This window comes from Kitasatospora sp. MBT66 (assembly GCF_000710405.2).
GTDB classification, from domain to species: domain Bacteria; phylum Actinomycetota; class Actinomycetes; order Streptomycetales; family Streptomycetaceae; genus Kitasatospora; species Kitasatospora purpeofusca.
Genome location: NZ_JAIY01000006.1, coordinates 242,069 through 254,120 on the forward strand (window position 1 = coordinate 242,069; position 12,052 = coordinate 254,120).

Annotated in this window: 8 protein-coding genes and 1 pseudogene; 8 read left to right on the top strand and 1 reads right to left on the bottom strand. The window is 74.2% G+C overall.

What is annotated here, in order from left to right:
• A pseudogene (locus BI06_RS50695) lies at window positions 1-562 on the top strand (hypothetical protein); the annotation flags it as partial.
• 233 nt (window positions 563-795) lie between these two features.
• On the opposite strand, the gene BI06_RS13640 reads toward BI06_RS50695, so the two are convergent.
• Window positions 796-1,647, bottom strand: coding sequence for a LysR family transcriptional regulator (locus tag BI06_RS13640; RefSeq protein WP_043468314.1), 852 nt, complete (start codon window positions 1,645-1,647; stop codon window positions 796-798).
• A gap of 95 nt (window positions 1,648-1,742) precedes the next feature.
• On the opposite strand from BI06_RS13640, the gene BI06_RS13645 reads away from it, so the two are divergent.
• The 7 genes from BI06_RS13645 to BI06_RS13675 all read left to right on the top strand — a co-directional run bounded on the left by BI06_RS13645 (window position 1,743) and on the right by BI06_RS13675 (window position 12,002).
• Window positions 1,743-2,474 carry an SDR family NAD(P)-dependent oxidoreductase gene (locus BI06_RS13645; RefSeq protein ID WP_043468317.1) on the top strand — a complete coding sequence of 244 codons (732 nt, stop codon included), beginning with the start codon at window positions 1,743-1,745 and terminating at the stop codon, window positions 2,472-2,474.
• 122 nt (window positions 2,475-2,596) lie between these two features.
• The gene (locus BI06_RS13650) at window positions 2,597-3,178 is read left to right on the top strand and encodes an isochorismatase family protein (RefSeq protein ID WP_043468319.1); all 582 of its coding nucleotides are present in this window, start codon (window positions 2,597-2,599) and stop codon (window positions 3,176-3,178) included.
• Window positions 3,179-3,425: 247 nt separating this feature from the next.
• Window positions 3,426-5,078 carry an acyclic terpene utilization AtuA family protein gene (locus BI06_RS13655; protein ID WP_233290145.1) on the top strand — a complete coding sequence of 551 codons (1,653 nt, stop codon included), beginning with the start codon at window positions 3,426-3,428 and terminating at the stop codon, window positions 5,076-5,078.
• The gene (locus tag BI06_RS13660) at window positions 5,075-6,673 is read left to right on the top strand and encodes an acyl-CoA carboxylase subunit beta (protein ID WP_043468323.1); all 1,599 of its coding nucleotides are present in this window, start codon (window positions 5,075-5,077) and stop codon (window positions 6,671-6,673) included. Before BI06_RS13655 ends, BI06_RS13660 begins: the two co-directional genes overlap by 4 nt.
• 14 nt (window positions 6,674-6,687) lie before the next feature.
• Window positions 6,688-8,685, top strand: coding sequence for a biotin carboxylase N-terminal domain-containing protein (locus BI06_RS13665; protein ID WP_304440881.1), 1,998 nt, complete (start codon window positions 6,688-6,690; stop codon window positions 8,683-8,685).
• A 163-nt stretch (window positions 8,686-8,848) separates the two neighbouring features.
• Window positions 8,849-10,036 carry an acyl-CoA dehydrogenase family protein gene (locus BI06_RS13670; protein ID WP_043468326.1) on the top strand — a complete coding sequence of 396 codons (1,188 nt, stop codon included), beginning with the start codon at window positions 8,849-8,851 and terminating at the stop codon, window positions 10,034-10,036.
• A gap of 373 nt (window positions 10,037-10,409) precedes the next feature.
• Window positions 10,410-12,002 (top strand): 4-coumarate--CoA ligase family protein, encoded by a 1,593-nt coding sequence (locus tag BI06_RS13675; RefSeq protein WP_043468328.1) that lies wholly within the window; start codon window positions 10,410-10,412, stop codon window positions 12,000-12,002.
• Window positions 12,003-12,052 lie beyond the last annotated feature (50 nt).

Sequence of the window (12,052 nt, forward strand, 5' to 3'; positions counted from 1 at the left end):
CGGGGCCGGTGGAACCGGCAGCGGGCACAACGGCGCCGACACCACCGATTGGCGCGACGGCAGCGGCGGGGGCGGCGGCAGTGCCTTCGTTCCCCATCCCGACTACGTCCGCGGCGGCGGAGGAGGAGGCGGGGGCGCCTCGCTGTTCGGCACCGCCGACGCGGACCTGGCCGCCGCCCCCGGCGGTTCGGGCGGTCTGGGCGCGATCGCGATGAGCGGCAACCCCGTCGACGACGGCAACGGCGGAAGCGCGGCCGAACCCGGTGGTGTCGGCGGCCACTGGCGCCGCGACTTCTACACGGACGGCGAGAAGGGCGGGGCCGCGGGCACCTGCCCCGGCCTGGCCGAGGACCAGGACCCTGAAGCCGCCGAGCCGGGCAAGGACGGGGCCAGGGAGGGGAGTGGCTGGTACGACCGTCCCGGCCCCGGCGGCGCGGGCGGCGGCGACCTCCCCGCCGAGTGGACGGCCGGGAAGGGTGCCGGAGGCGGGTACCAGGGCGCCGCCGGCGGCACCGGAACCGACGGCCGGGTCGTCATCACTCCCACCCCCAGCGCCGAATGAACCACCGCGTCCCCCCGGCGCGGCGCCGGGGGGACGCGGGCGATGCCCAGCTCGGTGCGTCCCGGCAGGACCGAGGGCCGGGCGGCCTCAGAACGCCGTGCGGGTGTCGCTGCGGGCGTCGCCGACCATCACCGACAGCAGGACGCAGTCGACGTCCAGGCGCTCGTACTCATCGACTGCACGGAGCGGTCGGGCCGGTACGCGACAGGTGGGACCCGGCCGGGCGGACGGGACTACCGGAGGCGGGTCGCGGTCCGGACGAGGTGCGCGACGGCTCTGGAGCGACTGTGCGGCGGCCAGGCGATCACGGTGGTGACCTTCGGCGCGTCCAGCACGGGTACGGCGGCGAGGTCATCGTGCAGTTGGGCCCGGCACGACTCCGGTGAGACCGCGCACGCCCGGCCGAGCGCGACGAGCTGCAACAGCTGCGCGTGGTCGCGGACCTGTGGGCCGGGGCCGGGCGGGTAGGTGCCGTCGGGGTGGGGCCAGCGCGGCAGGGGCAGGCCCGGCAGGTCGGTGATGTCGGCCATGCGCACATGGGCCCGGACGGTGAGCGGATGCCCGGCCGGCAGGACCACCACCTGGCCCTCCGTGCCGAGTTCTTCGGTGTGGAACCCGGCCGTCGGGTCGAACGGCCGGTGCAGCAGCGCCACATCGGCCCGGCCCTCGCGCACGAGCCCTGCCTGCTCCGCCGGACCGCACAGGATGACGTCGACGGGGACCGCGCCCGGTTCGGCGGCGTACGCGTCCAGAAGCCTCGCCAGCAGCTCGCGGGACGCGCTCGCCTTCGTGACCAGGACCAGGCCGGGTCGGCCGGTCGCGGGAAAGGCGGCGCGGCGGGTCCGGCGCTCGGCCGCTTCGACCGCGTCCAGGGCCGCCCGGCCCTCGACCAGCAGCACCGAGCCGGCCTCGGTCAGCGTGACGGTGCGGCTGGTCCGGTCCAGCAGCGCTGCCCCGAGCCGGCGTTCGAGCTGCTGGATCGCCCGCGACAGCGGCGGCTGCGCGATCCCGAGCCGCAGCGCGGCGCGCCCGAAGTGCAACTCCTCGGCGACAGCGACGAAGTAGCGCAGTTCCCTGGTCTCCATCCGGCCACAGTACTCTGGATCAATACCCTGAAGGTATCGTCGACCACCCGATCGGTCTTGGACCCCCACCGGGGTCCGGGAGCAGCATTGGGCCCATGAGCGAACGAACGATTGCACTGGTCACCGGCGCGAACAAGGGGATCGGCTACGAGATCGCCGCAGGCCTGGGTGCCCTCGGCTGGAGCGTCGGCGTCGGCGCCCGCGACGACCGGCGCCGCGAGGCCGCGGTGGAGCGACTGCGCGCGACCGGCGTCGACGCCTTCGGCGTACCGCTGGACGTGACCGACGACGCGAGCGCGACCGCCGCCGCACGGCTGGTCGAGGACCGCGCCGGACGCCTCGACGTGCTCGTCAACAACGCCGCCGTCGCAGGCGGCATGCCGCAGGAACCCACCCGCGTCGACCCCGCCACCATCCGCACGGTCGTGGAGACCAACGTCATCGGCGTCGTCCGCGTCACCAACGCGATGATGCCGCTGCTGCGCCGCTCCGCCTCGCCGCGGATCGTCAACATGTCCAGCAGCGTCGGCTCCCTCACCCGGCAGTCAGGGCCCGCCGCGGAGCAGACGGCGGGCCCGCTGGCCGTGGCGTACTCACCGTCGAAGACGTTCCTGAACGCCGTCACCCTCCAGTACGCCCGGGAGCTGAGCGGCACCGGCATCCTGATCAACGCCGGCTGCCCCGGCTACGTCGCGACCGACCTCAACGGCTTCCGCGGTGTGCGCACCCCCGAGCAGGGCGCGGCCATCGCCATCAAGCTCGCGACCCTGCCCGACGACGGCCCGACGGGCCGGTTCTTCGACGACGCGGGCGTCGTGCCCTGGTGAGGCGTCCGGTGGTCGTCGGTCCACCGCGGGTGAAGCTGACGGTCCGTTCCACGGGCACACCCTACGGACGTCGGCCCGGCCGGCGAGGCGGTGCGGCCGGAGGATGTGGCAGAGTGACGGCCATGCAGCCGACCCTCCTTGACATACTGCCGGCACTCGTCGTGATCGATCTGCAGAAGGGGATCGTCGACGGGCCCAAGGCACACCCGGTCGAGGGCGTCGTCGCGCACGCCGTCGCCCTGGCCGAGTCCTTCCGCTCCCTGGGCCTGCCCGTCGTGCTCGTCAACGTCGCGGGGGGAGCCCCGGGGCGCACCGACTTCGACTACGGCGACGACGAAGAGGAGGACGACGACGGCACCGCGCAGGACTGGACCGAGCTCCTGCCCGAGCTCGACCCCCGGCCGAGTGATCTGCGGGTGACCAAGACCAACTGGGGCGCCTTCACCAACTCCACCCTGCACGCCCGACTCCAGGAGCGGGGTGTCACGCAGGTCGTGCTCGCGGGCATCAACACACAGATCGGCGTGGAGACCACGGCCCGCACGGCCTACGAACTCGGCTACAACGTCGTGCTCGTGACCGACGCGATGACCAGCTTCGACGCGATCGCCCACGACCACAGCGTCACCCGCATCTTCCCCCGCCTGGGGCAGAACACCACGACCGCGGACCTCCTCGCCGTCCTCGCCACCCGCCCCGCCTGACCCCGCCCCGCCTGACCCCGCCCCGGGGCCGGCTCCCGCCCCGGTCTCCCGGGTGTGGAAGGCGAGAAAAACAAGCAGGCGTGATTGCTTTTTCTCCCGGTGGGTGCCAGTGTGCTCACCGACGGCGATCGTTGGGCCACCTCTGGGGGTAGGCGTGCGAGTGGGGTCGGAGGCCGGGGCGGGTGACCGCGCGGCGGTGTTGCGGGTCGGGAATGCCTCGGGGTTCTACGGGGACCGGTTCTCGGCGATGCGGGAGATGCTCACCGGTGGGCCGCTGGACGTGCTCACCGGGGACTACCTGGCCGAGTTGACGATGCTGATCCTGGCGCGGGACCGGTTGAAGGACCCCTCGCTCGGCTACGCGAAGACCTTTCTGCGGCAGCTGGAGGAGTGCCTCGGCCTCGCGCTGGAGCGCGGGGTGCGGATCGTGGTCAACGCGGGTGGGCTGAACCCCGCGCGACTGGCCGACGCGGTGCGGGAGTTGGCGAAGAGCCAGGGGCTGGACCCGGCCGTCGGGCATGTCGAGGGTGACGATCTCCTGCCGCGCAACAAGGAACTCGGACTCCCCGGCGGGCTGTTGGCGGCCAATGCCTATCTGGGGGCGTTCGGGATCGCGGAGTGCCTGCGCGGCGGGGCGGACGTGGTGGTCACCGGTCGGGTCACCGACGCGGCGCTGGTTGTCGGCCCGGCCGTCGCCCACTTCGGCTGGGGTGCCGGGGACTTGGACGCGCTCGCGGGTGCCGTGGTGGCGGGGCACGTGCTGGAGTGCGGCGCGCAGGCCACCGGCGGCAACTACGCGTTTTTCCGGGAGCACGACGTGACCCGGCCCGGGTTCCCGCTCGCCGAGCTCCACGCGGACGGGTCCAGCGTCGTCACCAAGCACCCGGGCACCGGCGGCGCGGTCACCGTCGGCACGGTGACCGCCCAACTCCTGTACGAGACCGGCGGTCCGCGCTACCTCGGCCCGGACGTCACCGCCCGCCTGGACACCGTCCGGCTGACCGAGGACGGGCCGGACCGGGTGCGGATCGACGGGGTGCGCGGCGAGGCGCCCCCGGCCACCCTCAAGGCCGGGCTGAACCGGCTCGGCGGCCACCGCAACGAGGTGGTGTTCGTCCTCACCGGGCTCGACATCGAGGCCAAGGCCGCCCTGGTGCGGCGGCAGTTCGAGGACGGGCTGGCGGCCGACCGGCGGCCGGCCGAACTGCGGTGGACGCTGGCCCGCACCGACCACGCCGACGCCGCCACCGAGGAGGCCGCCTCCGCGCTGCTGCGGCTCACCGCCAGGGACGGCGACCCGGCCCGGGTCGGGCGCGAACTCGGGCGGGTGGCCGTCGAGATGGGGCTGGCCGGGTATCCGGGCTTCCACCTCACCGCCCCGCCGGGGCCGGGCGCCCCGTACGGGGTGTTCGAGGCCGCGTACCTCGCGGCGGGGGAGGTCGAGCACACCGCCGTACTGCCGGACGGGCGCCGGGTGGCCGTCCCGCCCGCGCCGGTCACCGCCACCACCGGGGAGCAGCCGGAGCTGGACGAACCGGACGTGGAGACGGGCGCAGTCGACCCCGGCCCCACCCGCCGGGTTCCGCTCGGCCTGGTGGCCGGCGCCCGCAGCGGCGACAAGGGCGGCGACGCCAACCTCGGCGTCTGGGCCCATGACGAGCCCGGCTGGCGCTGGCTCTCCCGCACCCTCACCACCGAACTGCTCCGCGAACTCCTCCCGGAGACCGCGGAGTTGCCCATCACCCGGCACCTCCTGCCGAATCTCCGCGCCCTCAACTTCACCATCACCGGCCTGCTCGGCGAGGGCGTCGCCGCCCAGCACCGCTTCGACCCGCAGGCGAAGGCGCTGGGGGAGTGGCTGCGCTCGCGCCGACTCGAGATCCCGGAGGCCCTGCTGTGACCGTCCTGCCCACCCGCCTCGACCCGGGCGGCGCCGAGTACACCGCGTTCCGGGAGGCGATGCTCGCCAAACTCGCCGAACTGGACGGCGAGCACGCCAGAGCCTTGGCCGGCGGCGGCCCCAAGTACGTCGAACGCCACCGCAAGCGCGGCAAGTTGCTCGCCCGCGAACGGATCGAGCTGCTGATCGACGAGGACTCGCCGTTCCTGGAACTCTCCCCGCTCGCCGCCTGGGGCAGCGACTACCCGGTCGGCGCCGCGCTGGTCACCGGCATCGGCGTGGTGGAGGGCGTCGAGTGCGTGATCACCGCCAACGACCCGACCGTGCGCGGCGGCGCCTCCAACCCGTGGACACTGCGCAAGGCGCTGCGGGCCAACGAGATCGCCCTCACCAACCGGCTCCCGCTGGTGAACCTGGTCGAGTCCGGCGGTGCCGACCTGCCCAGCCAGAAGGAGATCTTCATCCCGGGCGGCGCGCTGTTCCGCGACCTCACCCGGCTCTCCGCCGCCGGAATCCCCACCGTCGCCGTCGTCTTCGGCAACTCCACGGCGGGCGGCGCCTACGTGCCCGGCATGTCCGACCACACCGTGATGGTCAAGGAACGCGCCAAGGTCTTCCTCGGCGGACCGCCGCTGGTGAAGATGGCCACCGGTGAGGAGTCCGACGACGAGTCGCTCGGTGGCGCCGAGATGCACGCCCGGGTCTCCGGCCTGGCCGACCACTTCGCGCTGGACGAGCCGGACGCGCTGCGCCTCGCCCGGCGGATCGTCGCCCGGCTCAACCACCGCAAGCCGGGGCCCGATCCGGACCGCTCCGCCGAGCCGCCGAAGTACGCCGAGGAGGAACTGCTCGGCATCGTCCCCGGCGATCTGAAGGTCCCCTTCGACCCGCGCGAGGTGATCGCGCGGATCGTCGACGGCTCGGACTTCGACGAGTTCAAGCCGCGCTACGGCAGCAGCCTCGCCACCGGCTGGGCCCGCCTGCACGGCTACCCGGTCGGCATCCTGGCCAACGCGCAGGGCGTGCTGTTCAGCCAGGAGTCGCAGAAGGCGGCCCAGTTCATCCAGTTGGCGAACCAGCGGGCGGTCCCGCTGCTGTTCCTGCACAACACCACCGGCTACATGGTCGGCAAGGACTACGAGCAGGGCGGCATCATCAAGCACGGCGCGATGATGATCAACGCCGTCGCCAACTCCCGGGTGCCGCACCTGTCCGTGCTGATGGGCGCCTCGTACGGGGCGGGGCACTACGGCATGTGCGGGCGGGCCTACGAGCCGAGGTTCCTGTTCGCCTGGCCGAGCGCCAAGTCGGCGGTGATGGGGCCGCAGCAGCTGGCCGGGGTGCTGTCGATCGTCGCCCGGCAGTCGGCCGCGGCGAAGGGGCAGCCGTACGACGAGGACGCGGACGCCGCGATCCGGGCCATGGTGGAGCAGCAGATCGAGGCCGAGTCGCTGCCGGTGTTCCTGTCCGGCCGGCTCTACGACGACGGGGTGATCGACCCGCGCGAGACCCGCACCGTGCTCGGGCTCTGCCTCTCGGCGATCCACAACGCGCCGGTCGAGGGCGCACCCGGCTACGGCGTCTTCCGGATGTGAGGGAGCTTCCCGCGATGACCACCGACCACCCGATGACCACCGATCACCCGAGCACCACGGGTGCCCTACCGATCACCAACCTGCTGGTCGCCAACCGGGGCGAGATCGCCCGCCGGATCTTCCGCACCTGCCGCGAACTCGGCATCGCCACCACCGCCGTGTACGCCGACCCGGACGCGGACGCCCCGCACGTCCGGGAGGCCGACACCGCCGTCCGGCTGCCCGGCGCCGCGCCCGCCGACACCTACCTGCGGGCCGATCTGATCGTCCGCGCCGCGCTGGAGGCCGGGGCCGACGCCGTCCACCCGGGGTACGGATTCCTCTCCGAGAGCCCGGCGTTCGCGCAGGCCCTACTGGACGCCGGCCTGTGCTGGGTCGGGCCGCCGCCGGCCGCGATCGCCGCGATGGGGTCCAAGACCGCGGCCAAGCACCTGATGGCCGAGGCCGGGGTGCCCGTGCTGGACGCGCTCGACGCCCCCACCGAGGCGGACCTGCCGCTGCTGGTCAAGGCGGCCGCCGGCGGCGGCGGGCGCGGCATGCGGATCGTCCGCGACCTCGCCGACCTGCCGGCCGAACTCGGCGCCGCCCGGGCCGAGGCGGCCAAGGCCTTCGGCTCGGACGAGGTGTTCTGCGAGCGCTACCTGCCCACCGGCCGGCACGTCGAGGTCCAGTTGCTGGCGGACGCGCACGGCACGGTCTGGGCGGTCGGCGACCGCGACTGCTCACTGCAGCGGCGCCACCAGAAGGTGATCGAGGAGGCCCCGGCCCCCGGGGTCCCGGACGACGTCCGCACGGCCCTGCACGCCGCGGCGGTGAACGCGGCCCGCGCGATCGGCTACACCGGCGCCGGTACCGCCGAGTTCCTGCTCGCCGAGGACGGCCGGTTCTGGTTCCTGGAGATGAACACCCGCCTCCAGGTCGAGCACCCGGTCACCGAGGCCGTCACCGGACTCGACCTGGTCGCGCTCCAACTCGCTGTCGCCGAAGGGGAGAAGCTCCCCGGCCCGGACGCGCCGCCGACCGCCGGGCACGCCGTCGAGGCCCGGCTCTACGCCGAGGACCCGGCCAAGGACTGGCAGCCCGCCACCGGGACCCTGCACCGGCTCGAACTCGCCTCCGACCACCAGGAGTTCACCTCGACGGGCGCGGCCGGACTGCGGCTCGACTCCGGGGTCGCACCCGGCGGCGAGATCACCCCGCACTACGACGCGATGCTCGCCAAGGTGATCGCCTGGGCGCCGACCCGCACCGCCGCCGCCCGCCGGCTGGCGGACGCGCTGGCCCGCGCCGAGGTCCACGGACCGGCCACCAACCGGGAGCTGCTGGTCCGGGCGCTGCGCCACCCGGCCTTCCTCGCCGGGCGGGTGCACACCGGCTTCCTGGCCGAGCACGCGGCCGGGCTGCTGGCCCCGGACGCCAAGGGCACCGGACGCGCGGCCCTGGCCGCCGCCCTCGCCGAGGCGGCCGCCCGGTCAGCGGCGCGGACCGGCGCGCTGCCGTCGGGCTGGCGCAACCTGCCGTCCCAGCCGCAGGTCAGGCGCTACCGCACCGAGGACGGCGCGGAGACGGTGGTCCGCTACCGGCTCACCCGGGACGGGCTGCGGGCCGAGGAGCATCCCGGGGTGGCGCTGGTCGAGGCTTCCGCCGGGCGGGTGGTGCTGAGCGAGGGGGAGGTCCGTCGCGCCTACGCGGTCGCCCGCCACGGCGACCGGGTCTACGTCGACACGCCGTTCGGCAGCACCGTGCTCACGGCGCTCCCGCGCTTCCCCGACCCCGTCGGGCAGACCGACCCCGGCGCCCTGCTCGCCCCGATGCCGGGCACCGTCGTGCGCACCGCCGCCGAGGTCGGCGACACCGTCACCGCCGGACAGCCGCTGCTCTGGCTGGAGGCGATGAAGATGGAGCACAAGGTCACCGCCCCGGCCGACGGCGTCCTCGCCGAACTCCGGGCCACCCCCGGGCAGCAGGTCGAACTGGGCGCCCTGCTCGCCGTCGTGCACCCCGCGACCTGAACCACGGCGCCGCCCGGCCACAAGCACGCCGCCACACCGCCACACCGCCACATCGCTACACCGCCACATCGCTACACCGCCACACCGCTACACCGCTGCCCCGCCCCCCCCGAGCCCCGCTGCCCCGCCACCCCCGCCGAAGAACCGCCCGGAAGGACCAGCCATGTCCGCACCGCGCACCACCGCTCCCGGCAGCCAGCTGATAGAGACCCCCGAGCGCACCGCCCTGCGCCGCGCCGTCGCCGACCTCGGCGGCCGCTACGGCTCCGCCTACTACCTCGCCAAGGCGCGCGCCGGTGAGCCCGCCGACGAACTCTGGGCCGAGGCCGGCAAGGCCGGCTACCTCGGCGTCAACCTCCCCGCCGAGTACGGCGGGGGCGGCGGCGGGATCACCGACCTCGCGATCGTCCTGGAGGAGCTCGGCACCGCGGGCTGCCCGCTGCTCCTGCTGATCGTCTCCCCGGCGATCTGCGGCACCGTGATCGCCCGCTACGGCACCGAGGAGCAGAAGCGGCACTGGCTGCCCGGTCTGGCCGACGGCAGCCGCCGGATGGCCTTCGGCATCACCGAGCCGGACGCGGGCTCCAACTCCCACCGGATCTCCACCGTCGCCCGCCGCGACGGCGAGGACTGGCTGCTGACCGGCCGGAAGGTGTTCGTCTCGGGCATCGACCACTGCGACGCCGTGCTGTTCGTCGCCCGCACCGAGGACGCCCGCACCGGGAAGCTGAAGCCCGCCCTGTTCGTCGTCCCGCGCGACACGCCCGGCTTCGAGTACCGGCCCATCCCGATGGAACTGGTCGCTCCCGAACGGCAGTTCCAGGTCTTCCTGGACGACGTCCGGCTGCCCTCCGAGGCACTGGTCGGCGACGAGAACGCCGGGCTGCTGCAACTGTTCGCCGGCCTCAACCCCGAGCGGATCATGACGGCGGCCTTCTCCCTCGGGCTGGCCCGGCAGGCGCTCGGCAAGGCCGTCGAGTACGCGCGCACCCGGGTCGTCTGGTCCACCCCGATCGGCGCCCACCAGGGCCTCGCGCACCCGCTGGCGCAGTGCGCGGTGGAGATCGAACTGGCCCGGCTGATGACCCAGAAGGCCGCGCTCCTCTACGACGGGGGCGAGGACGCCGCCGCCGGCGAGGCCGCCAACATGGCCAAGTACGCCGCCGGGGAGGCCGCCGCCCGGACCGTCGACCAGGCGGTGCAGACGCTCGGCGGCAACGGCCTCACCCAGGAGTACGGGCTGGGCGCGCTGCTCGCCGCCACCCGGGTCGGCCGGGTCGCCCCGGTCAGCCGCGAGATGGTGCTCAACTACGTGGCGCAGCACACCCTCGGCCTGCCCAAGTCGTACTGACCCGGCCCGGGCCCGGATCGCCGCCCCGGGCCCCTCCGGCCGGCTCGTCCCCGAGCCCCTCCGCGCGACCCGCGCGACCCGCGCAACGCCCCTCCACCCGATTCGTCCTCGAACAGATCGTCGCATCATCGTTCTGGCATCTGACCGGATCCCGCCCGCCCCACCACCCCGGCGCACCCGCGACCCGCCCCCACCTCGTGTTTCGCCATACCGCGCCACCCCTGCGCCCCGCGCGCTCCGCCAAACGTCCGTCACAGGGGCGCACCGACCGCCCACTGTCCGTATGCTCCTGTGCGCGCGCCGTACGGCCGGTCGCAGAGGACCTCCCGCCGGTCGCCCCGCCCCGCGCCAACTACCGCACAGGAGGCACGCCTTGGTGTTCCACAGCGAGTTCCCGGACGTCGGCATCGTCGACCTCGCCCTGCACGACGCCGTTCTCGGCGACGCCGAACGCCACGGCGACCGGCCCGCCCTCATCGACGGGATCACCGGCGAGACGGTTAGTTACGCGCAGCTCGCCCACGCCGTCGGCCGGGTCGCGGCCGGCCTCGCCGAAGCGGGCGTCCGCCAGGGCGACGTGGTGGCCCTGTTCAGCCCCAACACCATCCGCTACCCGATGGCCTTCTTCGGCGCCACCCGGGCCGGCGCCACCGTTACCCCCGTCTCCTCCCTCACCACCCCCGGCGAACTCGCCGTACAGCTCGCCGACAGCGGCGCGCGCTGGCTGCTGACCTTGTCGCCGTTCCTGCCCACCGCCCGCGCCGCCGCCGAGAAGCTCGCCGCCGAGGGCCGGGAACTCGCCGCGATCGTCGTCCTGGACGGCGCCGAGGGCCACCTCTCGCTCGCCGACCTGCTCGCCGCCACCGGGCCCGAACCCGAGATCGACCTCGACCCGGGCCGGGACGTCGCCGTGCTGCCGTACTCCAGCGGCACCACCGGCCTGCCCAAGGGCGTCATGCTCACCCACCGGTCCATCGCCACCAACCTCGCCCAGACCGACGCTGTCTTCCGCCCAGAGGTGGGCGAGCGGGTGCTCGCGGTGCTCCCGTTCTTCCACATCTACGGACTGGCCGCGCTGCTCAACCAGCCGCTGCGCTGCGGCGCCACCGTGGTCGTGCTGCCCCGCTTCGACCTGGAGCAGTTCTGCCGCACCATCCAGGACCAGCGCGTGCAGTCCGTGCTCGCCGCCCCGCCGATCGTGCTCGCCCTCGCCAAGCACCCGCTGGTCGACGGGTTCGACCTCTCCTCGGTCGAGTACCTGCTGTGCGCCGCCGCCCCGCTGGACGGCGAACTCGCCGAGGCCTGCGCCCGCCGCCTCGGCCTGCCCCGGATCCTCCAGGGCTACGGCATGACCGAGCTGTCCCCGGTCAGCCATGTGATGTCCCCGGGCGACCCCGACCCCTCGCCGGGCTCGGTCGGCCGGATGCTGCCCTCCACCGAGCTGCGGGTCACCGCGCTGGACGGCACCGGCGCCGACCTCGGGCCCGGGGAGCGCGGCGAGCTGCTGATCCGCGGCCCGCAGGTGATGAAGGGCTACTTCGGCCGCCCGTCCGACACCGCCGCCACCGTCGACGCCGACGGCTGGCTGCACACCGGCGACATCGGCTTCGTCGACGAACGCGGCTACCTGCACATCGTCGACCGGGTCAAGGAGCTGATCAAGTACAAGGGGTACCAGGTCGCCCCCGCCGAACTGGAGGCGCTGCTGCTGAGCCACCCGCAGATCGCCGACGCCGCGGTGATCGGGGTGCGCGACGCCGAGGGCACCGAGAGCCCCAAGGCCTTCGTCGTCAGGGCCCCCGGCAGCGCCCTCACCGAGCAGGAGGTCGCGGCCTTCGTCGCGGGCCAGGTCGCGCCCTACAAGAAGGTACGGGCGGTGGAGTTCCTGGACGCCGTCCCGAAGTCGGCGGCGGGCAAGATCCTCCGCCGCGAACTGCGCGAACGCGAGGCCGCCGCCACCGGCTGAGCCCCCTCCCCGCACACCGGCCCGGCCACCACCCCCACCCACCCGGCCGC

Bases quoted from the DNA above. Each gene is read 5' to 3' on its own strand.
- BI06_RS13640 (WP_043468314.1), bottom strand. From the start codon at position 1,647: ATGGAGACCAGGGAACTGCGCTACTTCGTCGCTGTCGCCGAGGAGTTG.
- BI06_RS13645 (WP_043468317.1), top strand. From the start codon at position 1,743: ATGAGCGAACGAACGATTGCACTGGTCACCGGCGCGAACAAGGGGATC.
- BI06_RS13650 (WP_043468319.1), top strand. From the start codon at position 2,597: ATGCAGCCGACCCTCCTTGACATACTGCCGGCACTCGTCGTGATCGAT.
- BI06_RS13655 (WP_233290145.1), top strand. From the start codon at position 3,426: ATGCGGGAGATGCTCACCGGTGGGCCGCTGGACGTGCTCACCGGGGAC.
- BI06_RS13665 (WP_304440881.1), top strand. From the start codon at position 6,688: ATGACCACCGACCACCCGATGACCACCGATCACCCGAGCACCACGGGT.
- BI06_RS13670 (WP_043468326.1), top strand. From the start codon at position 8,849: ATGTCCGCACCGCGCACCACCGCTCCCGGCAGCCAGCTGATAGAGACC.